Source organism: Roseateles sp. So40a, assembly GCF_048081605.1.
Taxonomy (GTDB): Bacteria; Pseudomonadota; Gammaproteobacteria; order Burkholderiales; family Burkholderiaceae_C; genus Roseateles.
In genome coordinates, this window is the sequence record NZ_CP182288.1 from 1,967,583 (window position 1) to 1,993,521 (window position 25,939).

At 68.7% G+C, this 25,939-nt stretch carries 20 protein-coding genes and 6 tRNA genes; 16 read left to right on the forward strand and 10 right to left on the reverse strand.

All coding sequences use genetic code 11. From position 1 onward, the window contains the following. Window positions 1-62 precede the first annotated feature (62 nt). The 9 genes from purF to ACNI65_RS09155 all read left to right on the forward strand — a co-directional run bounded on the left by purF (window position 63) and on the right by ACNI65_RS09155 (window position 5,261). On the forward strand, window positions 63-1,574 hold the full coding sequence (gene purF / locus ACNI65_RS09115; RefSeq protein ID WP_416762523.1) for an amidophosphoribosyltransferase: 1,512 nt from the start codon (window positions 63-65) through the stop codon (window positions 1,572-1,574). After that, window positions 1,574-2,833: an O-succinylhomoserine sulfhydrylase gene (locus ACNI65_RS09120; RefSeq protein ID WP_416762524.1), complete on the forward strand. Its 1,260-nt coding sequence runs from the start codon at window positions 1,574-1,576 to the stop codon at window positions 2,831-2,833. The genes purF and ACNI65_RS09120 overlap by 1 nt, the downstream gene beginning before the upstream one ends. After that, window positions 2,830-4,221, forward strand: a complete 1,392-nt coding sequence (gene gltX, locus ACNI65_RS09125; protein ID WP_416762526.1) for a glutamate--tRNA ligase — start codon at window positions 2,830-2,832, stop codon at window positions 4,219-4,221. Before ACNI65_RS09120 ends, gltX begins: the two co-directional genes overlap by 4 nt. A gap of 145 nt (window positions 4,222-4,366) precedes the next feature. Further along, window positions 4,367-4,442, forward strand: a tRNA-Ala gene (locus ACNI65_RS09130). A 43-nt stretch (window positions 4,443-4,485) separates the two neighbouring features. Beyond that, window positions 4,486-4,561, forward strand: a tRNA-Glu gene (locus ACNI65_RS09135). 195 nt (window positions 4,562-4,756) lie between these two features. Next, window positions 4,757-4,833: transfer RNA gene (locus ACNI65_RS09140), tRNA-Asp, on the forward strand. A 46-nt stretch (window positions 4,834-4,879) separates the two neighbouring features. Further along, window positions 4,880-4,955, forward strand: a tRNA-Ala gene (locus ACNI65_RS09145). Between the two features lie 51 nt (window positions 4,956-5,006). Then, window positions 5,007-5,082: transfer RNA gene (locus ACNI65_RS09150), tRNA-Glu, on the forward strand. A 102-nt stretch (window positions 5,083-5,184) separates the two neighbouring features. Then, window positions 5,185-5,261: transfer RNA gene (locus ACNI65_RS09155), tRNA-Asp, on the forward strand. A gap of 132 nt (window positions 5,262-5,393) precedes the next feature. Here the strand turns inward: ACNI65_RS09155 and ACNI65_RS09160 are convergent. Both ACNI65_RS09160 and lexA read right to left on the reverse strand, forming a co-directional pair. Next, the gene (locus tag ACNI65_RS09160; protein WP_416762527.1) at window positions 5,394-5,714 is read right to left on the reverse strand and encodes a helix-hairpin-helix domain-containing protein; all 321 of its coding nucleotides are present in this window, start codon (window positions 5,712-5,714) and stop codon (window positions 5,394-5,396) included. Window positions 5,715-5,716: 2 nt separating this feature from the next. Then, a complete protein-coding gene (lexA, locus tag ACNI65_RS09165) occupies window positions 5,717-6,394 on the reverse strand; it encodes a transcriptional repressor LexA (RefSeq protein ID WP_416762528.1) in 678 nt (225 codons plus the stop codon). Between the two features lie 143 nt (window positions 6,395-6,537). Here lexA and ACNI65_RS09170 point away from each other — a divergent pair, with 143 nt between their 5' ends. Further along, window positions 6,538-7,470, forward strand: coding sequence for an asparaginase (locus ACNI65_RS09170; RefSeq protein ID WP_416762529.1), 933 nt, complete (start codon window positions 6,538-6,540; stop codon window positions 7,468-7,470). Between the two features lie 10 nt (window positions 7,471-7,480). Here ACNI65_RS09170 and ACNI65_RS09175 read toward each other — a convergent pair whose 3' ends face one another. Together ACNI65_RS09175 and ACNI65_RS09180 are read right to left on the reverse strand one after the other, a co-directional pair. Continuing rightward, window positions 7,481-8,392 carry a DMT family transporter gene (locus ACNI65_RS09175; protein WP_416762530.1) on the reverse strand — a complete coding sequence of 304 codons (912 nt, stop codon included), beginning with the start codon at window positions 8,390-8,392 and terminating at the stop codon, window positions 7,481-7,483. Between the two features lie 65 nt (window positions 8,393-8,457). After that, a complete protein-coding gene (locus ACNI65_RS09180) occupies window positions 8,458-9,117 on the reverse strand; it encodes an OmpA family protein (protein ID WP_416763601.1) in 660 nt (219 codons plus the stop codon). 338 nt (window positions 9,118-9,455) lie between these two features. Here ACNI65_RS09180 and ACNI65_RS09185 point away from each other — a divergent pair, with 338 nt between their 5' ends. Next, entirely contained in the window at window positions 9,456-10,616 is a 1,161-nt protein-coding gene (locus ACNI65_RS09185; protein WP_416762531.1) for an EAL domain-containing protein, read from the forward strand. Window positions 10,617-10,718: 102 nt separating this feature from the next. Here the strand turns inward: ACNI65_RS09185 and ACNI65_RS09190 are convergent, their stop codons facing one another. From ACNI65_RS09190 to ACNI65_RS09205, 4 genes are all read right to left on the reverse strand, one after another. Beyond that, window positions 10,719-11,384: a response regulator gene (locus ACNI65_RS09190; RefSeq protein ID WP_416762532.1), complete on the reverse strand. Its 666-nt coding sequence runs from the start codon at window positions 11,382-11,384 to the stop codon at window positions 10,719-10,721. A gap of 105 nt (window positions 11,385-11,489) precedes the next feature. Continuing rightward, window positions 11,490-12,581 carry an HlyD family type I secretion periplasmic adaptor subunit gene (locus tag ACNI65_RS09195; RefSeq protein ID WP_416762533.1) on the reverse strand — a complete coding sequence of 364 codons (1,092 nt, stop codon included), beginning with the start codon at window positions 12,579-12,581 and terminating at the stop codon, window positions 11,490-11,492. Between the two features lie 86 nt (window positions 12,582-12,667). Beyond that, window positions 12,668-14,887 carry an ATP-binding cassette domain-containing protein gene (locus ACNI65_RS09200; RefSeq protein WP_416762534.1) on the reverse strand — a complete coding sequence of 740 codons (2,220 nt, stop codon included), beginning with the start codon at window positions 14,885-14,887 and terminating at the stop codon, window positions 12,668-12,670. A 54-nt stretch (window positions 14,888-14,941) separates the two neighbouring features. Then, entirely contained in the window at window positions 14,942-16,252 is a 1,311-nt protein-coding gene (locus ACNI65_RS09205; protein WP_416762535.1) for a TolC family protein, read from the reverse strand. Between the two features lie 603 nt (window positions 16,253-16,855). Between ACNI65_RS09205 and ACNI65_RS09210 the strand changes: the two genes are divergently transcribed. Continuing rightward, complete coding sequence (locus ACNI65_RS09210; protein ID WP_416762536.1) at window positions 16,856-18,013, forward strand: hypothetical protein; 1,158 nt, start codon at window positions 16,856-16,858, stop codon at window positions 18,011-18,013. Here ACNI65_RS09210 and ACNI65_RS09215 read toward each other — a convergent pair. Together ACNI65_RS09215 and ACNI65_RS09220 are read right to left on the reverse strand one after the other, a co-directional pair. Next, the gene (locus ACNI65_RS09215; RefSeq protein WP_416762537.1) at window positions 17,988-20,069 is read right to left on the reverse strand and encodes an ATP-binding protein; all 2,082 of its coding nucleotides are present in this window, start codon (window positions 20,067-20,069) and stop codon (window positions 17,988-17,990) included. The two genes, ACNI65_RS09210 and ACNI65_RS09215, sit on opposite strands and share 26 nt — an antisense overlap. Before the next feature lie 81 nt (window positions 20,070-20,150). Further along, window positions 20,151-20,381, reverse strand: coding sequence for a DUF2789 domain-containing protein (locus tag ACNI65_RS09220; protein WP_416762538.1), 231 nt, complete (start codon window positions 20,379-20,381; stop codon window positions 20,151-20,153). A 156-nt stretch (window positions 20,382-20,537) separates the two neighbouring features. Here ACNI65_RS09220 and ACNI65_RS09225 point away from each other — a divergent pair, with 156 nt between their 5' ends. Genes ACNI65_RS09225 through ACNI65_RS09240 form a run of 4 tightly spaced genes read left to right on the forward strand, consistent with a single transcriptional unit; the run spans window position 20,538 to window position 25,888 of the window. Beyond that, the gene (locus ACNI65_RS09225) at window positions 20,538-21,212 is read left to right on the forward strand and encodes an MEDS domain-containing protein (protein WP_416762539.1); all 675 of its coding nucleotides are present in this window, start codon (window positions 20,538-20,540) and stop codon (window positions 21,210-21,212) included. Between the two features lie 5 nt (window positions 21,213-21,217). Next, window positions 21,218-22,822, forward strand: a complete 1,605-nt coding sequence (locus ACNI65_RS09230; RefSeq protein WP_416762540.1) for an ATP-binding protein — start codon at window positions 21,218-21,220, stop codon at window positions 22,820-22,822. 20 nt (window positions 22,823-22,842) lie between these two features. Further along, window positions 22,843-23,658 carry a response regulator transcription factor gene (locus ACNI65_RS09235; protein WP_416762541.1) on the forward strand — a complete coding sequence of 272 codons (816 nt, stop codon included), beginning with the start codon at window positions 22,843-22,845 and terminating at the stop codon, window positions 23,656-23,658. 22 nt (window positions 23,659-23,680) lie between these two features. Next, a complete protein-coding gene (locus tag ACNI65_RS09240) occupies window positions 23,681-25,888 on the forward strand; it encodes a PAS domain S-box protein (RefSeq protein ID WP_416762542.1) in 2,208 nt (735 codons plus the stop codon). The last annotated feature ends 51 nt before the right edge of the window (window positions 25,889-25,939 follow it).

Consider the following 25,939-nt stretch of genomic DNA (forward strand, 5'->3'; position numbering starts at 1 on the left):
CGATCAGGCCTTGATCCCGAATTCCGTTTCCTCCCAGTTTCCAGAGCATTGAAGGACCTCCCATGTGCGGCATCGTCGGTGTGATTTCCAAGGCGCCGGTCAACCAGCTGATCTATGACGCGCTGCTGCTGCTGCAGCATCGCGGGCAGGACGCGGCCGGCATCGTCACGATGCAGGGCCACAAGTGCTTCATGCACAAGGCCCGCGGCATGGTGCGCGACGTGTTCCGCACCCGCAACATGCGCGCGCTGCCCGGCAACGTCGGTCTCGGCCAGGTCCGTTACCCGACGGCCGGCAATGCCTATTCCGAGGAGGAGGCGCAGCCGTTCTACGTCAATGCCCCCTACGGCATCGTGCTCGTGCACAACGGCAATCTGACGAACGCCCATGCGCTCAAGGACGAGCTCTTCGAGGTCGACCGCCGTCACATCAACACCGAGAGCGACACCGAGGTCCTGATCAACGTGCTCGCGCACGAGCTGGAGATGGCTGGCCGCGACCTGCCGCTCACGCCCGAGCAGATCTTCAAGGCCGTGGCCACGGTGCACAAGCGCATCAAGGGCTCGTATGGCGTGATCGCGCTGATCGCCGGTCACGGCCTGCTCGCTTTCCGCGACCCCTACGGCATCCGTCCGCTGTGCTTTGGCCAGGCCGCCAACGGCGAGGTGATGGTGGCCAGCGAGAGCGTCGCGCTCGAGGGCACCGGCCACACGCTGACGCGTGACCTCGCGCCCGGCGAGGCGCTCTTCATCGACACGCACGGCACGGTCCACACGCAGCAGTGCGCGGAGAGTCCGTCGCTCAATCCCTGCATGTTCGAGTTCGTCTACCTGGCGCGCCCGGACTCGGTGATGGACGGCATCTCCGTCTATCAGGCCCGGCTGAACATGGGCGAGACGCTGGCCCAGCGCCTGATCTCGACCATCCCGCCCAGCGAGATCGACGTCGTGATCCCGATCCCCGAATCGAGCCGGCCGTCGGCGATGCAGCTCGCGCACCGCATCGGCAAACCGTATCGCGAAGGCTTCGTCAAGAACCGCTACGTCGGCCGGACCTTCATCATGCCGGGCCAGTCCACGCGCAAGAAGTCGGTGCGCCAGAAGCTCAACGCGATCGGTCTCGAGTTCAAGGGCCGCAACGTGCTGCTCGTGGACGACTCCATCGTCCGCGGCACGACCTCCAAGGAGATCGTGCAGATGGCCCGCGAGGCCGGCGCCAAGAAGGTCTACCTGGCCTCCGCCGCGCCGCCGGTGCGCTTCCCCAACGTGTATGGCATCGACATGCCGACCAAGGAGGAGCTGATCGCCCACGGCCGCTCGATCGAGGAGATCCGCCAGTTCATCGGCGCCGACGCGCTGATCTATCAGGACGTCGACGCGATGAAGCGCGTGGTCGGCCAACTGCGCCAAGGACTGAACGGTTTTGAGGCGTCGTGCTTCGACGGCCAGTACATCACCGGTGACGTGACCGCCGAGGACTTCGCCACGATGCAGGCCCAGCGCAAGTCGCAGCCCGAGGAAGAGGACCTGCCCGCGCGCAGCCGTCTGGCGCTGCAGAGCGGAGGGGACCAGTGATGGCGGACGACGCGAAGGGCAGCAGTATCCCGGGCGGCATTCCTCGCGTCGGCCTGCCCGAGGACGCGCGACTGGACACGCTCGCGGTGCGCGAGGGCCTGCCGCCGTCGCCCTGGGGAGAGAACTCCGAGGCGCTCTATCTGACCAGCTCCTTCGTGCATCCGGACGCGGCCACCGCCGCGCGCCGTTTCGCCAACGAGGAAGAGGCCTTCGTCTACAGCCGCTTCTCCAATCCGACGGTCATGATGATGGAGCGCCGGCTGGCCGCGCTCGAGGGCACCGAGGCCTGCATCGCGACCTCCTCGGGCATGTCCGCGATCATGCTGCTGGTGATGGGGCTTCTGAAGTCGGGCGACCACGTCGTGTGCTCGCGCTCGGTGTTCGGCTCCACGATCAAGCTGCTGCAGGGGGAGTTCGGCAAGTTCGGCGTCCAGACGACCTTCGTGTCGCAGACCGACCTCGCCGAATGGAAGAGCGCGCTGCAGCCCAACACGAAGCTGCTGTTCGCCGAGACGCCGACCAACCCGCTGACCGAGGTCTGCGACGTCGCGGCGCTGGCCGACATCGCCCATGCGCATGGCGCGCTGCTGGCCGTGGACAACTGCTTCGCCTCGCCGGCGCTGCAGCAGCCCGCCAAGATGGGCGCGGACTTCATCATCCACTCCGGGACCAAGTACCTGGACGGTCAGGGCCGGGTGATCGCCGGCGCGCTGTGCGGACCGGCCAGGTACGTCAACGACGTGTTCACGCCGGTGATGCGCACCGTGGGCATGTCGCTGTCGCCGTTCAACGCGTGGGTCGTGCTCAAGGGCATGGAGACGCTGTCGGTGCGCATGAAGGCGCAGACCGCCAGCGCCGCGGTGCTGGCCGAATGGCTGGAAGCGCATCCGGGCGTGGAGCGCGTGTACTACCCGGGGCTGAAGTCGCACCCGCAGCATGAACTGGCCATGCGCCAGCAAGGCGGGCAGGGCGGGGCGGTCGTGGCGTTCATCGTCAAGGGTGGTGCTAATGCGGCGACCGACGGCGGCCGCGCGGCCGCTTTCCACGTGATCGACCACACCCGCATCTGCTCGATCACCGCCAACCTGGGCGACACCAAGACCACCATCACGCATCCGGCCAGCACCTCGCACGGCCGGCTCACCGAGCCGCAGCGCCAGGCCGCCGGCATCACGCAGGGGCTGATCCGCGTCGCGGTCGGCCTCGAAGACATCGAAGACATCAAGGCCGACCTGGCCCGTGGTTTGAACTCGCTATGACCTCTCCGATCCGCACCCGCATCGCGCCATCCCCGACGGGCTTCCTGCACCTGGGCACCGCCCGCACGGCGCTGTTCTCGTGGGCCTACGCGCGCCACTTCGGCGGCGAATTCGTGCTGCGCATCGAGGACACCGACGTCGCGCGCTCGACGCAGGACTCGGTGGACCAGATCCTGGCCTCGATGAAGTGGCTGGGCCTCGAGTACGACGAGGGCCCGATCTACCAGATGCAGCGCCTGGAGCGTTACCACGCGGTGATCGATCAGATGATCGCCGCGGGCACCGCCTACCGCTGCTATTGCACGCCCGAGGAACTGGCCGCGATGAAGGCCGGTCAGGAAGCGCGCGGCGAGAAGCGCCGCTACGACGGCACCTGGCGTCCCGAGCCCGGCAAGACGCTGCCGGCGATTCCCTCGGGCGTCGATCCGGTGGTGCGTTTCAAGAATCCGATCGACGGCGACGTCACGTGGGATGACGTGGTCAAGGGCCCGATCACGATCAACAACCGCGAGATCGACGACCTGATACTGCTGCGTCCGGACGGCGTGCCGACCTACAACTTCGCCGTCGTCATCGACGACTGGGACATGCGGATCACGCACGTCTTCCGCGGCGACGAGCACATCAACAACACGCCGTGGCAGATCAACCTGTTCAACGCGCTGGGCGCCCCGCTGCCCGCGTTCGGACATATCCCGGTGATCCTGGGTGACGATGGCCTGAAGCTGTCCAAGCGCCGCGGCGCGGTGAGCGTGACCGCCTACGAGGAGAACGGCTACCTGCCCGAGGCGATGCTGAACTACCTGTCGCGCCTGGGCTGGAGCCATGGGGACGATGAGCTGTTCTCGCGGGAGCAACTGGTGTCGTGGTTCGACGGCAGCCACATTTCCAAGAGCCCGGCCCAGTGGGATCCGGCGAAGCTCGAGTGGGTCAACGCCCATTACATCAAGCTGGCCGACGACGCCCGCCTGGCCGAACTGGTGACGGCCCAGATGGCCAAGCGCGGCCTGGCCGCGCCGGCCCGCCTGGAAGCACTGTGCGCGCTGTTCAAGGATCGCTGCAGCACCACCGTGGCGCTGACGGACTGGCTGGCGATGTACGTGTCGCCGGTGACCCCGAGCGAGGCGGATCGCGCCCAGCACCTGACCGACGCCGTGAAGCCGGCGGTGCTGGCGCTGGCGGACAAGCTTGAGGCGCTGGCCGTGTGGGACAAGGCCGCGATCAATGCCGCGATCAAGGAAACCATCACCGCCCACGGCCTGAAGATGCCGCAGCTGGCGATTCCGGTGCGGGTGCTGGCGTGTGGCCGGACGCAGACGCCATCGGTCGATGCGGTGCTGGAACTCTTCGACAAAGAAATTTTGTTGAACCGCTTGCGTTCCGTTTAAAACTCGGTCTATACTCTTGTTCTCGCTTGAACAGCGCGATGTTCGAAACGAACTTCGAAGCGGCAGACAGCGAATCAAAACGGGGAGCGTCAGCTCCCCGACGAGATTCAAGGAAGCCGAAAAGAAGTCGGATCGAATCCCCGAAGGGGGTATAGCTCAGCTGGGAGAGCGCTTGCATGGCATGCAAGAGGTCAGCGGTTCGATCCCGCTTACCTCCACCAAACTTCGGTTTGTGTGGCGCGCGGTTCAAGGAATGAAGGTTTAGTCCCCTTCGTCTAGAGGCCTAGGACACCACCCTTTCACGGTGATTACAGGGGTTCGAATCCCCTAGGGGACGCCAAGTTGTCGAGCTTGGTTACTGACTTAGAGATTGAACGAGAAAATCGAAAAATTCTTCGGAAATCGATTTGATCGTTGTCAAAATCAGGTATAGTAACGATATCGACGCAGCGATACGGTCAAGCAATTGATCGGATCGATGCGACAAGAGATAGAAAAGAGTTTGATGCGACGGATCGAAAGATCTTGAGTATCTGGAGTGGTAGTTCAGTTGGTTAGAATACCGGCCTGTCACGCCGGGGGTCGCGGGTTCGAGCCCCGTCCACTCCGCCAACGTTTTGAGACTCGGGCAGCGTACCGATTCGATGCGAAAGCATTCGGGGGTATAGCTCAGCTGGGAGAGCGCTTGCATGGCATGCAAGAGGTCAGCGGTTCGATCCCGCTTACCTCCACCAGAATTCCTTCGGGAAGTCTGGGCGCGGTCTGAGTCGATGCGAGAAGGTTCAGTCCCCTTCGTCTAGAGGCCTAGGACACCACCCTTTCACGGTGATTACAGGGGTTCGAATCCCCTAGGGGACGCCAAGTTTGACAAGGCTTGGCTGCATCGCAGATCTGTATGGATCTGGAGATTTGCAGCGCAACTTGTCCGCGAACAAGAATGACGTGCTTAACAACGTCGTCTTAGGAGTGGTAGTTCAGTTGGTTAGAATACCGGCCTGTCACGCCGGGGGTCGCGGGTTCGAGCCCCGTCCACTCCGCCAACATTGAAACCCTGTCGATGCAAGTCGGCAGGGTTTTTTCTTTTCCGGCATTGGTTTCACACGCATTCTGTCGGCGCCATCATTCGCCGGGATTTCAGTGTGAACCCGAATGCGGCGATCTATCCGGCTTCTTCACAGATCCGGATACTCGCGTTTGCGCTGGGCGGTGTAACTCCACCAATCCCTGGGTGGGCCGCCATTCATGAAATCAACAGCGGCCATATAGGTATCCAGCACGCAAGGATCGTGGCGTTTCCCGGTCAGTTTGCAGATGCCCTGATACAGCGCGAAGGCATCGGCACCGACGAGATCCGCAGGCTGATGGATGCCCATCAACTGGAAATCGCGGACCATCGCCGGTCCGATGTTGGGAATCTGCCGCAGTTGCGTGCAGGTCTCCGCTGAGGCCGCCTTGCTGTGCGACTTGCGCGCGGTGGTGCGGGCGGCCGTCATGGTCAGTGGAAGCCGCCGGAACGGATCAAACCTACCGCCAAGCCTTCGATGGCGAACTGTTCATCGGGCGTGACGTCGATCGGTTGGAAATCCGGATTCTCGGGCAGCAGTCGAATGCCGTCGGCATGACGCTCCAGGCGCTTCACGGTCACCTCCTCGCCGATCCGCGCAACAACCACCTGACCGTTGCGCGCCTCGCTGACCTTCTTCACCGCCAGCAGGTCGCCGTCCATGATGCCGATGTCCTTCATGCTCATGCCTTTCACGCGCAGCAGGAAGTCCGGCGCCTTCGAGAACATCGAAGGGTCGACGCTATAGTGCTGCTCGACATGTTCCTCCGCGAGGATCGGCGCGCCGGCGGCCACCCGGCCCACCAGCGGCAGCGTCAGCTGTGCGAGGCTGGCCAGCGGCAACGCGAACTGGCTGTGCTCCCGGGCCCGGTTGACCTGGCGCAGCGCCGTCGACGGCAGGCGGATGCCGCGGGCGGTGCCACCCACCAGCTCGATGACGCCCTTGCGGGCCAGCGCCTGCAGGTGTTCCTCGGCGGCATTGGCCGACTTGAAACCCAGCTGCTGCGCGATCTCCGCGCGCGTGGGCGGGGAGCCGGTGCTTTCGATGCTGTCGCGGACCAGATCGAAGATCTGTTGTTGGCGGGCGGTCAGTTTGGGCGGTGTTTCCACGAGCACAGGCCTTTATTCGGTGGGGAAGGCTGAATGCCACGAAGCCGGGTCGAAGCGGTTCACCCCACAGCGGGGTGCATGACTGTTCGATGCGTGCCTGAGAATTCATCCAGCATCTGGATTTTTATACAGGAGACGATAAATTGCAAAGCGCGGCGCAGACCCTCGTGATCATCGGCACCGGCGGGACGATCGCCGGAGCCTCCGGCAGTGCGACGGACAACGTCGGCTACAAGGCCGGCTCGCTGTCCGTGAACACGCTGGTGGCGGCCGTGCCGGCCTTGGCCAGTCGCTCCCTGGAGGCCGAGCAGCTCGCGCAGCTCGACAGCAAGGACATGGATCACGCGACCTGGGCGCGACTCGCTCGCCGGGTGCAGGCGCACCTCGAGCGGCCTGAGGTGCGCGGCGTCGTGATCACGCACGGCACGGACACACTGGAGGAAACCGCCTACCTGCTGCAACGCGTGCTGGCGCCGCGCAAGCCGGTGGTGCTCACCGCGGCGATGCGGCCCGCGACGGCCATCCAGGCCGACGGACCGCAGAACCTGCTCGACGCGGTTGCCGTGGCGGAGTCCGAGGGCGTGTCGGGCGTCGTTGCCGTGGTGGCAGGTCAGGTGTGGTCGGGGCTGGAGCTCCGCAAGACGCATTCATATCGTCTGGATGCCTTCGAGGCGGGCCCCGACGCCGGCGCGCTGGCGGTGGTGGAGGAGGGCGTGTTGCGCCGCTTCCGCGACTGGCCGGCGGGTGAGGCGCTCGGTGTGGCACGCTTGCCGGCCGGGGGTCAGGCCTGGCCGTGGGTCGAGGTGCTGGGCAGTCACGCGGGCGCTGATGCGCGCGCGATCGAGGCCTGGCGAGTGGCGGGCCTGCAGGGACTGGTGCTCGCCTGCACCGGCAACGGCACGCTGCATGAGGCCCTGGAGGCACCGGTGCGCGCGCTGAAGGAAGCCGGTGTGCCGGTGTGGCGGACCACCCGCTGCGCCCAGGGACGCATCGTTGGCGCGAGCGACGAGCCGGGCGCCGCGTTGTCGCCGTGGGCCGCGCGCGTCGAGTTGATGCTGCGCCTGCTGGCCGATTGAGCGGACGCGCTCAGGCCCGGCGTCGCGCGAGCCAGACGCCGACGGCGACCAGGGCCATGCCGGCCATGGCCAGGACCGACAGCGTCTCCCCGAACAGGCCCCAGGCGATCAGCGCCGTGGCCGGTGGCGTCAGATAGAACAGACTGGCGACGTGGACCGCGCTGCCGCGACGGATCAGCACGTTGAGCAGGCTGACGGCGCCCAGCGACAACACGAGGACCAGCCAGGCGAGCGCGAAGACGAACTGCCCGGACCAGGTCACCTGCATCGTCTCGGTGGCCGCGGCCAGCGCGGCGGTGACGATCAGGCTGGGCACGAACTGGATGATCGAGCCGGTGCGCAGGTCAAAGGACGGGCAGAAGCGCTTCTGGTACAGCGTGCCGACGGTGATGCCCAGCAGCGCGAGCATCGCCGGCAGCAGCATCGTCACGAGGGCGCCGCCGGGCACCGCCGCGATCTTTTGCGCGACGACCAGTCCGACGCCGATGAAACCGAGGCTCAGCCCCAGCCACTGGAGGCGGTCGATGCGCTCGCCGAGGAAGGCGCGCGCGCCCAGCGCGGTCACGAGCGGCTGCAGGCCGACCACCAGCGCGGTGATCCCGGCGGGCAGGCCGTGCGAGATCGCGGTGAACACGCCGCCCAGGTAGACACCATGCACCAGCAGTCCGGTCACGGCGATGTGTCCGCAGGCCCGCAGCGAGCCGGGCCACGGCGCGCGCAGCACCAGCACCACGGGCAGCATCAGCACGAGCACGGCCGCGTAGCGCCAGGACAGGAAGGTCAACGGTTCCGCGTCGGGCAGTCCGAATTTCGCGCCGATGAAACCGGTGCTCCACACCGCGACGAACAGCAGCGGGAGCAGACCGGTGGAAGCGCCCGCGGCTTGGGGTGTGGGCGGCGGTGGCGCGGGCGACGGGTTCATAGGGGCTGGATGCTACCCAGGCCCGTCACCGTCGCGCCGCCACGCGGGCGACAGGCGCGCCGGCCTCAGCCGCCCGAGCCTTGCTGCGGCTCACGCAGGAAGATCTCGACGCGCCGGTTCTTGGCGCGGTTCTCCGGCGTGTCGTTCGACATCAGCGGCTCGCGCGAACCGCGGCCCGCCACCTCGATGCGGTCGGCGCGCACGCCGCGGTCGGCCAGGTAGCCGCGCACGCTCTCGGCGCGACGCAGCGACAGCGGGTCGTTGATCGCGTCGGAACCGGTGTTGTCCGTGTGGCCCACGACCCGCACCACCGTCGGCGACGGATTGTTGTTCAGCCCGTTGGCGAAGGCATCCAGCACCGGACGCAGGCGCGGCTCGACGGCGGCGCTGTTGGTGGCGAAGGAGATGTCGCTCGGCACGTCGAGCTTGAGCTGGTTGTCGGCGGTGCGCGTGACCTCGACGCCGGTGCCTTGCGTGGCCTGCTCCATCGCGCGGCGCTTGTCCTCCATGTGGCGCGACCAGACGTTGCCGGCCACCGCACCGAGCGCGCCGCCGATCAATGCACCGGTGCCTGCCTTGCCGCCGGTGGCGGAGCTGATGACCGCGCCCGAGACCGCGCCGATCGCCGCACCGCCCGCGGTGCCGCGCTGGCGTTCATCCATGTTGGCGCAACCGCCGAGGACGGCGGCGGCGAGGGCGGCGGCGGCCAGTCGGGTGTGTCGCATCTGCATGTTGTTTCTCCTTGTGATCCGGATAAGAAAACCCAACGACCCGGGCGGCTGTGTCGTCGCCTGCGAGGGGGAGTATCTCCCTGCGGCGGCCGACGGTCCGAGGTCGGCGGATGAGTCGACGAGGTCTCGCGCCGGGGTTCCGGTGCGACGCCTCGCGGCGGACGGTGTTCGACTTCGGCAAACGGGGCGCCCGCGTCGCCACCATCGAAGTGGGGGCGACCCACCTTCAACTGCTAGCGACTGGTCATGGATGACAAGGAGTTGTTATTCGGCGCTGAGCGGGCGATTCATAGCATGAAGCCCTGCTTTTCTCCCTTTGCCTTCGAGCACCCATGCCCCGTCCCCACGACTCCGGTTGCACCCCCGTCAGCGGTGCGGAAGACCTCGGTACCCACGTTCGCTACGCCGGCCAACCGATCATCGATCGGACCGGTCGCGTGGTCGCGACCGAGCTGCTGTTCCGCTGGAACGCCCGCGATGGGGAGGTCGGGCCGGAGCTCGGCGGCTACGGCACGGCGGCGGTGTTGTCGAACGCGCTGATCGATGCCGAGCTGCTGACGCGCACGCCCGCGGCGGAACACCCGCTGGGGGACCTGCTGATCAACATGGATGCGCGCACGCTGATGAGCCCGATCGCCGAGACGGTGACGCCGGACATCGGCGTGATCGAGGTGCTGGAGACCGTGTCCGTGGACGAGGCCCTGACGCGGCGGCTCCGTGAGCTCCACGGCAGAGGCTACCGTTTCGCGCTCGACGACGTGCAGCGACTCGACGACCCGCGCTGGGCGTTGGCGCCCTGGGTGCAATTCGCCAAGGTCGACGTGGCGGATCTGGACGGGGGGCGCTTGTCGGCGCTGATTCGCCAGGCCCACCGGCTCGGCCTGTCCGTGATCGCCGAGAAGATCGAGGACGAGGCGACGCTGGTGCGTGTGCGCGACGCGGGTGCCGACTACTTCCAGGGCTATGCGATCGCCCGGCCGACGACCACCGCGGTGGCTGCCTTGCCGGGATGCGACCCGCGCGTCATCGGTCAATTGATGGCGCTGGCCCGCGCGGGCGTGGAGGCGAGCTCGCTGGCGATGCTCGCGGGCCGGCACCCGGCCGTCGTCGTCCGGTTGATGAGGATCCAGGCGCTGCATGCGCCGCAGACGATCGTCCAGGCCGAGACGATGGAGGAGGTCCTGGAAGCGCTGCCGCGCGCGTTGCTGATGGGCTGGTTGACGGTGCTCAACCTCGCGGCCACGCATGGACGCGATGCCGACCTGGCCTCGCAACTGCGAGAGGAACTCGCCACGGGTCGACGCCGATTGCGCGAAGCTGCGTCTGGCCAGTCCCAGAGGGCCCTTGATCGCGCCACGTTCTTCCTCTGCCAGCAGTTGCTGCGCATGCGCCTGAAGCCGCCTTCGATGTCGCCAGTCCCCGCCGCGGAAGTCACTCGCTTGCCGACCCCTGCGGCGACCCTCGCCGATACACAAGGCCTGGCCGCGGCCTGAGGCGGGGGGCACGGCGAAAAGCCGCCTGAAGGCGGCTTCTTTCTTTCGTCGCAGAACGCGTGTCGACCGAGGCGCCCGCACGGCGCGCGGATCAGGCCTGATTCATTCGTCGATCAGTCCATGCATGCGCGCGACGCTGGTGGCCATGGCGCGGGAGTTCACGTTCAGCTTGCGGTAGATGGAACGCAGATGCTGATTGACCGTGAAGCGGGAGATCGACAACCGGTTGCCGATGTCGACGATCGGCAGGCCTTCGATCAGCAGGTTCAGCACGCTCCATTCACGTTGGCCGAGTCCCAGCTCCTTGAGCTTCTGCGCCTTGTCGACCTTGGGCTTCACGCCGGTCTCCAGGCTCTCGAGCTTGTCCAGCACCAGGCGCGAGACGGCGGGGCTCAGCGGGGCGTGACCGTTGTGGGTGGCGATGATCTTGTCGATGAGGCTGGGCTGGATCTCTTCCTTGAGCAGGTAGCCCGAGGCACCCGAGCGCAGGCTGCGCATCACATGCTTGGCATCGCCGAAGGTGCTGATCACGATGCTGTGGGCGTCCGGGCACTTCTCGCTGATCAGCTTGATCAGGTCGATCCCGTCGACGTCAGGCAGACCCAGGTCCACCAGATAGATGTCCGCGCGGTTGGCCAGGATCGCCGAGACCGACTCGCCGCGGTTGCGGCCGATGCCCACGATCTGGCAGGCGCTGCTGGCAGACACGACGTCGATCAGCCGCTGCAGGACGGTGGCGTCGTCTTCGATGATGGTGACAGTGATCATGTGAGGGGTCCCCTGAGGATCCGGGTTGTTGTCGGTGAAGTCGACGATGGGTCAATGACGCGAAGTGAGTGGCGAACATCGACAGGTCGGGCGGCGGCTTGCGGATCATCGCTCGCCGAGCGATTCGGACATGGTCTTCCTGACGGGTTTGAGCAGGTAGTCCAGCACCGTGTGACGGCCGCTGATGATCTCCGCGGTCGCGGTCATGCCGGGCTGGATCACGATGGCATCGGCCTTCTCGCCGTGGAAACGCTTGCCCGTGATGCGGATGTGCGTCCGGTAGTAGGGCTGTTCGCCTTGCGGTGTGCGTTCGGTCAAGGCGTCCGGGCTGACGTAGCTCACGGTGCCGTCCAGTGCGCCATAGATGCTGTAGTCGAACGCGTCGAGCTTCACCGTGGCCTGCATGCCGGGGCGCACGAAGCCGATGTCCGCGGCGCGCAAGCGCGCCTCGATGATGAGGTCTTCGCCGGTGGGCAGCAGCTGCATGATCTCGTCGCCCGGGCGCAGCACCGCACCCACGGTGGTCTGCGTGATCAGGTTGACGATCCCGTCCACCGGTGCGCGGAGTTGCATGTGTTCGAGATTGCCTCGACGGTCGTTGAGCACCTGCTGGATGCTGGCGAGGTCCTCCTCGGTCTTGGCCAGCTCGGCCTGTGCGTCCTGCAGGAACTTGTTGCGGCGGGTGGTCACCAGGCCGGCCGCTTCGTTGGCGGCCCGTTGCAGTCGTAGGAACTCAGCCGCGCTGATGTCGCCGGCCTGGCGCAGTGGCTCATTCAGCTCCACCTCGCGCCGCGCGAGATCCGCGGAGGTCGTCAGCACCGCGAGCTCCTCGCGCAACGCGGTCTGCCGGCGCTCGTAGAGCTTGCGCTGCAGTTCGCTGAAGGCGTTGGTGGCGGCAGGGCGATAGGGAGTGCCGAGCGTCTCCGCGCGCAGTCGAGCGAGCGACGCGTTCAGCGCCGCGGATTTTTCGCTGGAATCCGCCAGCGCGGCGCTGGCCTTGGTGTTGTCCAACTGGGCGAGCAGGTCGCCTTTGCGGACGGCATCTCCCTCATGCACGAACAGCTGCTCCACCACCCCTCCATCTGGTGCCTGGATGACTTGTGTGCGCGAGGATGCCATGACCTTGCCGCCGGCGCGAGTGACCTGTTCGATCTCGGCCACGGAGGCCCACCAGAGACCGGCGCCGAGCGCGGCCACCGTGGCCAGGACGGTCCAGCGAAGGCGCGAAGGCGCATGCGGGGAGGAAGAGGAAGTCGACATGGGAAGTCCTTGCTGAAAGCGTGTCAGGGGGCGACGGAGGTCGCCGTCGGCGCGGAGGCGGTGGGCGCCTCGACAGGACGCGCCGGGCGCGTGGCCGCAGAGTGCGTCGTGGCGGGAGATCCCGCGGCGCCTGGAGCCGGCCGGCCCTGCAGGCGCGCGAGGACCTCGTCGCGCGGGCCGTCGGCGAGGACGCCTTGCGGGGCCAGCACGATCACGCGATCCACCAGCGCCAGCATCGACAGTCGATGCGTGACCAGCAGCAGCGTCGCCTCGGGTTTGAGCAGTTCCTTCATGAGCCGCAGCGTCGCGTGTTCGAGTCCGTCGTCCATGCCGGACGTGGGCTCGTCGAGCAGCCACACCGGTCGATCCGCCAGGACGAGGCGCGTCAGCGCCACGAGTTGGCGTTGTCCGCCGGACAGGCCGCGGCCCCCTTCCGACAGCTTGCGGTCCAGCCCATGCGGATGCTGAGCGACCATCGGCCACAGCCCCGTCCGGCGGCAGGCCGCGATCAGGGTGTCGTCGTCCAGATCAGGCAGTCCGAACAGCAGGTTGTCGCGCAAGGTGCCGGCGAACAGCCAGGCGTGCTGCGGTCCGTAGGCAAGGTGCGAGGCCCGCCAGCCGGCGTGGATCTGCTGCTGGTCGACGCCGTCGAGGTACACGGTGCCGCGCGATGGCTTGGACAGTCCGCAGGCCAGCGAAAGCAGGGTGGTCTTGCCCGCGCCGACGGTGCCCAGGATGGCGATCTTCTCGCCGGCGCGGATGTTCAGATGGCCGATGCGCAGCGGGTCCTTCTGGCCGGGATAGCTGAACTCGACGTCCTCGAAGCGCAGGTCACCGCGCAGGGTCTCGGGCACGATCGGCCGCTCGATCGCGTGGTTGTCGACCTGCAGCCGGAAGATCGCGTCCAGCGCCTTCATCGAGGCTCGGGCGCTGCCCAGTTGCACCAGCAGCGGCGGGATGGAGGCCAGCGGCGACAGCACCCGGCCCGACAGGATGGAGCACGCGACGATCGCGCCCTGCGTCAGCTCGCCATGGATCGCCAGCACCGCGCCGACGCAGATCAGCGAGACGTAGCTCGCCTGTTGCAGCGCCGCCGCGAGGTAGGAGGTGGTGTCGCTCTCATGCTTGAGCGCCAGGCTCTGCGAGGCGTTGACCTCGCACAGCGCGGCCCAGCGGGCCTCGAAGCGCCAGGATGCGCCCAGGCCCTTGATCGACTCGGTGCCCTCGATCGTCTCGACCAGCAGGCCCGTCTTGGCGTTCGCGCCGGACTGGTTGCTGGCCGTCAAGCGCGCGATGCGGCGCGCGCGGAGCAGGCCGGTGAGCACCGTCAACCCGAAGAGCACGACAGCCGGCAAGGCCATCCACGCCCCGCCGATCGCCGCGATCACCAGCGCGAAGAGCAGCGCCATCGGCATGTCGAACAGCAGGAACAGGGTGCCGGCGGACAGGATGCCGCGGATGGACTCGAAGCTCTGGACTTGCGACGCCAGGGTGCCGACGGCGCCGGGCCGCTGGTCCATGCGCACCGCGCCGAGGCGGGACATCAGCGCCTTGGAGATGCCGACGTCGAGCAGCTTGAGCCGGGGCTCGAGCAGCGACGCGCGGGCGAGCTTGAGCAGGAACTCGATCAGCACCGCCAGACCGACGCCGACCGTGAGCACCCAGAGCGTCTGGTGTCCCTGATTCGGGATGACGCGGTCGTAGACCTGCATCGAGAAGAAGGAGATCGAGATGCCGATCGCCGACAGCAGCAGCGACAGGCCGGCCGCTTCGGCGAAGGTGGGCCACTGGCCGCGCAGGTGGCTGAGCATCATGCCGTGCGCCGTCGTGTCGGCGGCCTGTCGCGCGTCGTCTTCCGCGGTCGCATGCAGGCAGGGCTGCGCGTCCAGCACCAGCTCGCGTCGGACCTGATCGGCGCCGACGCAGCGCCACAGGCCTTGCGGCGTGCGCGCGGTGATCACCTGCCACCCATGCTCCGCGTGATGGCACAGCAGCGGCAGCGCGGCGAGCTGCGGTCCCTGCAGGCAGGTGAACCGGGCGCTCGAGTCGACCGCGCTGGCGAGATGGACGGCCGCGGCGAGGTCCTCGGCAGGGGCCGGTTGCTCGGCCTGGCGCTGTCGCACCTGCTCGATCGGGACCGGGCGGCCCTTGAGCCGCAACCAATGGGTCAGCGCGACGGCCAGCGAGGACGAGGCGGGCGCGGGCGGCGCGGAAGGGCGGCGCGAGAGGAAGTTCCAGGACATGGGGCGCTTTCGAGGGGCGGGCGTGGCGGAGGGCGGAGGCCGTGGGCGTCGTGGTCAGGACCCGGAGGGGTCGACCCAGACGGTCGGGGATGGGGCGGGGCCGGCCTCGCCGGCGCGGTCGGTCGCGGCGTTTGCCGTGGTGTCCAGCCCGGTGTCGATGGCGCCGGTGAGCAGGCGCAGCCGGTACAGGCCCGCGCGCTCGTCGATGGCCGCGTCGCGTTGGGCCTGGCGCGTCGCATGCGCTTCCCGGACCATGTTGAGCAGATCCAGCCAGGCGCGCTTGCCGGCCTCGAACTGACGCCGGTAGGAGGCCAGGACCTCGTCGCTGGTGGCGACGGTCAGGCCCGCGTTGCGCAGCGAGGCGACCGCGGCGGCGTAGCGCGTGTACTCGAGCTGGTAGTTGCCGAACTGGTCCTGCTCGGTGGCGGCGACGGCGGCCTCGGCGGCAGCGATGCGCGAGCGTGCCGCGTTCACGCCCGAGAGGCCGGACAGACCGCCCTGGAGCCCCGCCTGGAACACCAGTCCGATGCGCTGATCGTTGATGGCGCCGCTCTGATGGTCCAGGCGCACGCTCAGCGTGGGCATCAGGGCGGCCTTGGCGCGCGCGAGTTCGTCCCGCGCCGCGTCGACCGCCGAGCGCGCCAGCGCCATCTCCGGCGACAGCTGGATGCGGTCCAGGACGGCGTTCAAGGTCGGCGGGGTGGGAAGCTCGCCGTCAAGCGCGGCCATCAGCGGCGCATCGACGGGTCGCCGTGCCAGGCGCTGCAGCCGGTCGCGCTGGAGGTTCTCCTCGAGCCGTGCCTGGGCGAGTTCAGCTTCGACCGCGCTCATCCGGGAGGTCGCCAGCGCCGCGTCCGAGTTCGTCGCGACGCCGGCCGTGTTGCGCCGCCGGATCATGTCGAGCAGCTGGCGATGGCTGTCGCGCAGGCCTTCCAGCGCCTGCACGCGGCCGTGCGCCTTGGACCAGTCCGCCCATCCCTGCACGATCCGCAGCCGGAGCTGGAGCTGCGCGGCGAGCAGGTCCTGGCCGCTGCTGCGCACGGCCGTGCGGGCGGCGGCGAGGTTGGCGGTCAGCAGTCCGCCGGTGTAGAGCGGCTGCTGCACGCTGAGCACCGTGACGTAGCCGGAACCGGTCGCGCGCTGGCGCGAGACCGTGGGCGACGGCCCGAATTGCCACTTCGCCGCGGTGACGCCGTCCTCGGCGGCGGCGATCGCCGCGCGGGCGCGTTCGATCGACGGATCCTCCGCCAACGCGGTCTCGAGAAAGGCGGTCAGAGGCGCGCCCCACGTCGTGGAGGTGGCCGCCGGCGTCGTCGCGAGGGCGGACGCCGTTGGAGTGGCTTCAGGCACCGGTTCGGCGCTCACTGCCGTGGCTGCCAGTGTCAGCGCCATCAGTCCGCGGGATATCACCCAATGAGTCGACCCGATGAAACGCGGGGACGGGAACCGTTGGATATTCGGTCCTTGCCAATCCTGAAAATCTCGGTGGGCGGGCACGTAAACTCCTCGGGGTGGTTATTCGAGATGCTCAGTTTCGTTTCCCGGTGTGCCGGCTCGCAATAGCATCAATTTGCTAGGTAATTCCAGTGAGGATGGAGTGCTCCGAGACGCTGATCTGAAATGACTAGCAAAAATTTGCTAGTGGCCCGCTGGTATGAGGCATGCAGCGTGTCATCTGCACGGCCTAGCCGGCCTCGGGGACGCGGCGGGATTCCATTGCGAGCTCCAAAATTGATTCGGTCAGGAGGAAACCAGCCTCAATGAGCTAGTGGATAGCTAAAGATGTCTATTCTTGAGGGATTGGTGATGTCTTATTGCGGTCGCTGACACAGGGAGGTGATCTCTAGAATGGTGGCGCCACGTTGAAGGGATTCGATGTGCGTTCAATGGATTTATTCTTCCCGACATTCGAATATCTTGCTCTCGCGCCAAGGGAATGTCGGGTGACTCTCTGCAGGGACTGCCACCATGAGTGACCTCGACACCATTCCCCTCGATCCTTCGAGGCTGCCTTCGGCTCGTCCGGACCCGCAGCCGCCCGAGCCGTTCGTGCTCACCTTTGGCGGCGGGACCAACGCCGCGAGAGCCGCGAACGATGCGCCGCAGGTCCGTTTCGGCGCGGAGGAGGTCGTCGATGCCGACGGCCGGCTGGTCGCGCACGAGCTGCTCTTCCGTTGGAACACCGCGGAGCAGCCCGACCGCCTGGTGCCCGGCGAGTTCCGCGTCGCGGCCATGCTCTCCAATGCGCTGCTGGACGGCAGCGTCTCGGGCCGCACGCCTTCAGGCCTTCACCTGATCGCGATGGATGAGCCCACCTTGCTCGGACCGCTGGCCGATCTGTGCACGCGCCTGGGGGTGGTGATCACGCTGACCGATGCTGTGTCCGTGGAGGCCTCGATGCTGCTGCGCGTGGCGCAACTGCGCGCGCGCGGCCAGCGTTTCTGCATCGACGGCCTCCGTGATCCGGCCGATCCCCGCTGGCTCTTCGCCCCTTACGCGGAGTTCTGCCGCCTGGACCTGCGGGCGATCCGCCCCGACTGGCTTCGCCCGCTTGCGCAACTGGCTGCCAAGCGTGAGCTGACGGTCATCGGCCAGCACGTCGAGACGATGAACGGTTACCAAAGCCTGGCCGGCGCCGGCGTGCCGCTGTTCCAGGGCTCATTCATCTCGCCGACGCAGCGGCTCGCGGTGGACGCGCTGCCGGGATGTGATGCCGGCGTGTTGGCGCGCCTGCAGCAGCTGCTGGCTGATCGCGTGTCGGCCAAGGCGCTCGCCGTCGCGGCGATGGGCGATCCCGCGGTGATCATGCGTCTGCTCCTGCTGCACCGGCTGCACGCGGGACGCGGCGCTCCCGAGGCTCCCAGCGTCGCGGCGCTGATCGGGGCGCTGCCCGCGGATGCGCTGGCGGGATGGCTGCGCGTGCTGCTGCTGGCCGCGTGCCATGGGATGGGCGAAGGCTGGGCGCCGTCGGTGCGCCAGCAGGTGGACCGCTACCGGCGCGGCCTGCGCAGTCCCGGCCTGGACGACGCGCGGAACGCGCTCGCGATCGACGAGTCGCTCTGGATCTTCCTGCGCCGGCTCTGCCACCCGCGGCATTACGTCAAGACGCTGCGCCATCCCGCGTGAGGGCCGGACGGGCCGCAGGCCCCTCGCCGATCAGCGGCAGGCGCAGCAGGGTGCGGGCGCCCTCGGGCCCACGCTCAAAGCGGTAGTCGCCGCCCAGTTGGCGGGCGCGCTCGCGCATGTGGGCCTGACCGCGGCCGGTCGACGTGCCGAATGAGGGGCGCACCGCGCCGGTCCCATGCCCCGCCGCGTCGCCATCGTCCGACACCGTCAGCACCAGACAGCCGTCGATCTGATGCAGGCCGATGGCCAGCCGCGTCGACCGTGCGTACTTGAGCGTGTTGGCGACGCTCTCCTCGAGCACCTGCATCAGATGCCGCGACCGGTCGCCGAGCAGCACGCATTCGTGGCCGCTCTCGATGTCGTACTCGACCTGGAAGTCGGGCGCGCTCAGCAGTCCGTCCAGGCCGACGCAGTAGTCGAAGACGATGTCCTGGATGTCGCGGTGCTCGGTGCTGTCGGTCTCGCTGACCAGGTCGCGCACGCCCTGAAGCACGTCGAGCAGGCTGTGCTCGATCTGGTCACGGTCCAGGCGCCCCTCTCGCAGGCTGAAGATCGTGGTGACCAGCCGTGAGCCGATGCCGTCGTGCAACTCCGAGTAGATGCGCTCGCGTTCGTCCTGTCCGGCCTCGCGGCGCTCGAGCTCGGACTGGCGCGAGTAGCTCAGCGCCAGTTCCATCTCGCGACGGCGCAGCGCCTCGGCCAGGATGCGGTTGGCTTCGCGCACATGCTCCACGCTGAGCCGGAACTTGGCCAGGTGCACGCGCGCCATCACGATCAGCAAGGGCGGCAGCGCCAGGTGCGTCAGGTACATCGGCGCGCCGAGCAGGCGCACGAGGTTGGGATCGTCGTCATGGGCGGGCCAGCGCACCAGCTGCGTCAGCACGTTGTAGTCGTGCAGGATCAGGGCTCCGGCCAGGATGACCGCCCCCAGCAGCAGGACCGCATGGACGTTGCGCGTGCGCCAGGCGTGGCGGGCCAGGTGCACGAGCGCCCAGAGCTGGAACGGCATCAGTGACCAGATCCAGAACTTGTCGAGGTCCCATTCGACCACCGTGCCCAGGAAGGGCCACACCGTCGCCGCGATCGCCGAGAACACGACGATCGCGATCAGCGGGCGACGTCTCACGGGCCGGTCGATGTAGCGCATGACGAACTGGATCAACAGCACGTTGAACGCGCCCGCGCACAGGTAGAAGGCCCAGAACCAGTACGGCCGCCAGTCGGAGGGGAGGTAGATCCACAACGACAGCGTGTAGATCAGGGCCCAGGTCAGCGAGGCCGCCCCGAGCAGCCCGAAGGCCGTGTCCTCGCGGTTGGCCAGCCAGACGCCGATCATGAACAGCCCCGCCAGCAGGCAGAACCAGCGCGACGCATCGGCCAGCTGCCGGCAGATGAAGTCGATGGCCTCGGCCACGTACGCGACCTGCGACGTGGGTCCGATGCGGATCGGCGAGATCGTGAAGTAGGGCTCCCAGCTGTTGATCTCGACGGTGACGATGTTGGGCCCGTCAGGACGGAGCAGGTGGCGTGGCAACTCGGCCACCATGGGCCGGAACCACATGAACCGGGCATGCCGCGAGGACTGCGTCAGTCCGTCCAGCCACACCCCGTTCAGGTAGACGTCCGCGCCGTTGATCGCCTGCGTCATGATCAGGCTCTTGGTCGGCCGGTGCATCGGGGGCGCCTGCGCGTCGGACGGCGCCGGGGCGTCGAAGTCCTTGGCCGAGAGATAGGGCGCGAGGTCGATCTGGAAGCGCACCTGGTGCAGCGCCAGGTCCGAGTCTGTGCGCACGAACGCCGGAAGCGCCAGCCGGGCCTGGGATTGGAGCAGCGGGCCGTCGAAACGGGTGGCGTGCTTGTCGCTGGGGGAGAGCTCGCGCAACTCGAAGTGCTGGACCTCAGGCACCGCGGCGAGCAGGGCCTTGGGCGTGGTGAACGACCAGATCGCGAACCTGGCGAGCAGCAACAGGCCCGCGGCGATCAGCAACAGCCGGACGACCGCCCGCACGCGATCCCCATGCCGGGCCGCGAGCGGGCCGTGCAGCCAGTCAGTCATCTCTCTCCCTTTGCGTGGGGCGAAGGCCTCGACAGGGGCCCTCTACGGGGGCCTCGCGCCGCGGTTCAACCGCGGCTCAGCTCAATGCAGCGCCAGGTTGAGCTGGTCCACGACCTCGGCCCAGTCCGCGTCCTGCGCGAGCATGTCGCGCAGCGCCTTCGACTGGGCGGGCGACCAGAACGGCGCGTCCTGCACGCGCGTGCCGCCGGGCAGCGGGCGGTGGCGTTCGATGAAGGCGCGGATGTCGGCCTCGGCGGCGGGCAGCCCCAGCTGCTCGAACAGCGCCGAGAACGGGTGCACGACGGGTTCCATGACGGTCTCCTCTTTGACTTCGGTCAGACACTCGCGGCCAGACCCACTCATCAAGGCTAACATCAAGAAGTCAGTCACAAGAGCCAGATCACTGGCCGTTGCAACTCGGGTTGGAGGACGTTCGGCGGGATCCCCCACGAACGGCGTGAGAGAGCAGTGAACACCACCCATTTCCACATCTGCGCGTTTGTCGACAGCCGGGACGAGGCCGATCAGGCGCTGGTCCCGTTCTATCGCGAGGCCCTGGCGCGCAACGAGCGCAACCTGCACCTGGTCGAGCCGCACGGCCAGGACGCCCATCGCGCGCGGCTGGCGCAGGCCGGCATCGATGTCCCGGCCTGTGAGCACCGCGGCCAGCTCGCCGTGCGGGCCTGGCCGGCCGACTGGACGGAACCCGGCGGGCTGGACGTCGAGGAGTTGCTCGAGGCGATGGCCCGGGCCACGGCGCCGATGCCTGCACCCGCTCCTGCGCCAGCGAGCGATTTCGACGGCGTCCGCGTGATGGCCCAGATGGGCTGGGCGGCGCGGGCGGGGCAGGACCGCCTGGATCTGCTCGACTACGAGGCGCGGCTCAACGCGCTGCTGGCCGAGCGCCGTCAGCTGGCCATCTGCGTGTATGACCTCGCCGCGCTGGACGGCACGCTCATGATGGATCTGCTGCGGACGCATCCGCTGACGATGATCGGCGGCGTGCTGCGAGAGAATCCCTTCTTCACGCCGCCGGCCGAGATGTTGCGCGAGCTGTCCGCGCGCCGGGCCACGGGCCGTCGCCGCGGGCGGCCGGCACCGGAGGCGCTTCCTGAGCCGGCCTGGCGCCGGCGGGCCGAATGACCACGATGTTCCGAGAACGAGAACCGTCCGCCGCCGACCAGGCGCTGCGCGACCTGATGGGCCTGCTCGCGCTGCCGGCGCTGTGGGTCGGGCGCGATGCCGCCACCGTGCTGCAGCTCACGACCGAGGCGGTGAACCGCATCGTCGGCACCGCCGTGTGCCTGGTGCACGCGCCGCTGGTGCCTGACGCGCCCCCCGCCACGACGCTGCAGCTGGGCGGGGTGAAGGTGTCGCAGGATGCCTGGACCGACTTCATCCGCGCCTGCCGCGAGATGCCCGACACGGCCGAGGCCGCCACGCCGCTGGAGTCGCCGCTGGGCACTCTGCGCGTGGTGCGGCTGTACCTCGGGCCGGCCGGCCGGGCGGGCAGCCTGTGGTTCGGCAGCTCCCGCCCGGACTTCCCGTCCGCCCATCAGAGCGCGTTCATGCGCGCCGCGGCCACGCTCGCATCGACCGGGCTGCACGCGGCGCGGCTGGACCACGAGCGTGAGCGCGCCGCCAGCGCCAAGGACGAGTTCCTGGCGATGCTCGGCCATGAGCTGCGCAATCCGCTGGCGCCGATCTCCACGGCCTTGCACCTGATCCGGCTGCAGACCGGCAGCCTCTCGCGCGAGCACGAGATCATCGAGCGCCAGGTCGGCCACCTGTCCAAGCTCGTGGACGATCTGCTGGACATCACCCGCATCACCCGCGGCAAGATCGAGCTGTCGCGGGAGCCGGTGGACGTGCAGTTCCTGCTGACCGACGCCATCGAGGGCGTGAGCCCGCTGCTCGAGGAGCGCAACCACCTGCTGCGCGTCTCCTGCGACGTGGGCGCGGAACTGCGCCTGGTGGGCGACCGCGCGCGGCTGCGCCAGGTCGTCGTGAACCTGCTGAGCAACGCCGCCAAGTACACGCCGACCAACGGCGAGATCCGCGTGGCCGCGCGCGCGGTCGAGGATGCGCTCGTGATCGAGGTCCAGGACAACGGCGCGGGCATTGACGCGGACATGCTGCCGCGGGTGTTCGAGCTCTTCGAGCAGGGATCCACGACGCTGGACCGGTCCAAGGGCGGCCTGGGCATCGGGCTGGCGATCGTCAAGCAGCTCGTGGAGATGCATCACGGCCAGGTCGCCGTGTACAGCCCCGGTCCGGGCCTGGGCGCGACGTTCCGCGTCACGCTGCCCGCGGAGATCCACACGGTGCCGCCGGTGCCGGGCCCCGCCGCCGAGGCGCTCGACACGCTGCCGCCGGTGCAGGGACGCGTGCTGGTCGTCGACGACAACCGCGACGCGGCCGAGACGCTGGGCATGGCCTTGCGCTACGCCGGCTACGACGTGGTGACGACGACGCTGCCGCAGGAGGCGCTCGAACGGGTGCGGGCGTCGCGCTTCGACGCGGCGGTGCTGGACATCGGCATGCCGGTGATCGATGGGTACCAGCTCGCGACGCTGATCCAAGGGGAGCTCGGCCCGATCGCGCCGCGGCTGATTGCGCTGACCGGCTACGGTCAGGCCTCGGACCGCGACAAGGCGCTGAGCAGCGGCTTCGACGAGCACATGGTCAAGCCGATCGACCTCGATCGCCTGACGCGCACGCTGGAGCGTCTGATCCGCGCGGACGCGGTCTGACGCGGTCTAATGCGGCACCCATGACCTCGACCGGACCCGTGACGCCCCCGACCGCGCCCCCGACCGCGACCGCCAGTGCCCCCGCACCGGCGCACGTGGCCATCCTCGATGACGAGCCCGACATCACCGTGCTGCTGGCCGGCTACCTGGCCTCGCACGGCTTCCGCACGACGCAGTTGCACAACGGCCGCGCGCTGATGGCGCTGATGGCGTCCGATCCGCCCGACCTCGTGCTGCTGGACCTGGGCCTGCCGGGCGAGGACGGATTCGTGATCGCACGCCAGTTGCGCGAGCACTGGCGCTGCGGCCTGGTGATCGTCACCGGGCGGGGCGACGCGGTCGACAAGGTCGTCGGTCTGGAGGTCGGTGCCGACGATTACGTGACCAAACCCTTCGACCTGCGCGAGCTGGTCGCGCGCGTGAAGGCGGTGCTGCGACGCCTGGCGCCGCCCCCCGAGGCCGCGGGCGCGAGCGCCGGCGCGGGTCCGGCGGACGGCGCGGACGTCCCGGCCAGGCTGCATTTCGAGGGCTGGACCGTGGATGTGGCCGCGCGCCGCGTGACCGGTCCGGATGCGGAGGAGGTCGCGCTGACGACCGGTGAATTCGATCTGCTGCACACCTTCCTGCTGCACCCCGGTCGGGTGCTGTCCAGGGATTTCCTGCTGGACCAGACCCGCGGACGCGAGTCCGGCCCCTTCGACCGCACGATCGACGTGCAGGTCGGACGGCTGCGCCGCAAGCTCGGCGCGGAGTCGGGCGAGGGCCCCTGGATCAAGTCGGTGCGTGGCGCCGGCTATCTCTTCGCGCCGAGGGTGACCTCGACGCAGTCGGCCTGAGGCCGTCCCGGAAAGGGCGTCGATGAGCGACGGGACGGCCGGGGTCGACGAAGCGGTCCTGCTGCGCGCGCTGTTCGCCGCGTCGCCCGACGCCTTGATGCTGGTCGACGACACGGGCCGCATCCGGCTCGCCAATCCGACGGTCTCGCAGCTGCTCGGCTACACGCAGGACGAGCTGATCGGCGCGCCGGTCGAGATGCTGGTGCCGGACAGCATCCGGCCGCGCCACGCCGCCTATCGCCAGGCCTATGAACACGCGCCGCGCGCGCGGCCGATGGGCGGCACGGCCACCGAGCTGGTCGCGCGGCGGCGCGACGGGTCCGAGGTGCTGGTCGAGATCGCGCTCAGTCCGCTGCAGCCGCTGGGGCTGCCGTACACCATGGCTTCGATGCGCAGCGTGGCCGAGTACCCACGTGTGCGACAGGCCCTGCAACGCGCCCGCTACAGCGAGCACCTCGCGCAGCTGGGCCGCATCGCGGTCGACGCGCTCGATCCGCGGGCCGTGCTGGAGGCGGTGCCGGCGATCGCGGCGCAGGCGCTGGAGGTGGAACTCGCGGCGGTGTTCCTGCTCGATCACGCGCGCACGACCCTGCGCCTGGCCAGCGGCGTGGGGCTGCTGCCGGAGGAGGGTGTGGGCGCGCGCCTGCCCAATCAGCCGGACACGCCGCCGGGATTCGTGCTCGCGCAGGGCCTGCCGGTGGTGGTCGAGGACTACGCGCGCGAGACCCGTTTTGTCGTGCCCGAGGCGTATCGCCGTGCCGGGTTGATGTCGGCGCTGTCGGTGCCCTTGTCGGACCGCGGCCGCGCGGTGGGCACGGTGGTCGTGCGCTCGCGCCAGCCGCGCCGATTCGGCGACGCGGAGCTCCGGTTCCTGGAATCCGTGGCCAACCTGCTGGGCACCTGCCTGCAGCGCGCGCGGACCGAGGAGGCGCTCCATCACTCGCAGCGTCTGGAGGCGGTGGGGCAGCTCACCGGCGGCATCGCCCATGACTTCAACAATCTGCTCACCGTCATCCAGGGCAACCTGCAGGTGCTCGCGGATCTGCCGGCGGTGGCGGACGACGGCTTCGCGCCGCAGCTGGTGGCGGCGGCCACGCGGGCCTCGCGCCGCGGGGCGGAGCTGACCGGCAAGCTGCTGGCGTTCTCGCGCCGCCAGCGCCTGCAACCGACGAGCGTGGACGTGGGCGCGATGATCCGGTCGCTGGCGGACATGCTGCGGCGCACGCTGGATCAGCGCATCCGTATCCGCATCGAGGTCGCGCCGGGCTGCCCCGACGTGCAGGCGGATGCGGCGCAGCTGGAGTCGGCGTTGCTGAACATCGCCATCAATGCCCGCGACGCGATGCCCGAGGGTGGCGAACTGGTCTTCGAAGCCGCGCCGCTGCATGCGGTGCCGGCGGCGCTGCGCCGACAGCTCGAGGAGGAAGTCCCCGATGACGACAGCGGGCATGATCAGGACGATCAGGACGGAGGGGACGATGAACCTCTTCGGGGATCGGTGGACGATGTCGAGCGGCTGCCCGTTCACGCGCAGCGCTACGTGCGCATCGCGGTGAGCGATTCCGGCACCGGGATGCCCGAGGACGTGAAGGAACGCGCCTTCGAGCCCTTCTTCACGACCAAGCAGGCCGGGCGCGGCACGGGGCTGGGGCTGAGCACGGTCTACGGTTTCGCGCGGCAGTCGCGCGGCGCGGTCGGTATCGACAGCGTGCCGGGGCAGGGGACGACGCTGAGCCTCGTGCTGCCTCAGCCGCCGCGGGCCGCGCTGGCCGACGAGCAGTCGATGGGCGGCGCGGGCGGCGCGGGCAACGGAGCCATGCGGGACGGTGATGCCGTGCCGCGGGGGCTGCGGGTGCTGCTGGTGGAGGACGACGCCGAGGTGCGCGCGGTCGCGCGGCGTTACCTCGTCGATCTGGGCTGCGAGGTCACCGCCTGCGCGAGCGCGGAGGAGGCGCTGCGCGTGCTGGAGACCCCCGGGGAGGCGCAGGAGCCGCACGACGCGCGTCGGCCGCAGCTGCTGCTGAGCGACATCGCGCTCGGCGCCGGGATGCGCGGTACCGAACTCGCCGCCCAGGTGCGTCGCGACTGGCCGGACATCGCGGTGTTGCTGGTGTCGGGCTTCTCGGAGGAGCTGCTCGGCGCAGACGGGACGCTGGCGGGGACCTTGCTGCCCAAGCCCTACGACCGCGCCGCGCTGGCGCGGGCGATCGTCGGGGTGCTCAAGCGGTGAGGGTGGCGCTGAGGGGGCTCGGGGCGCTCAGGGCGCCCCCGGCGTTGTTGG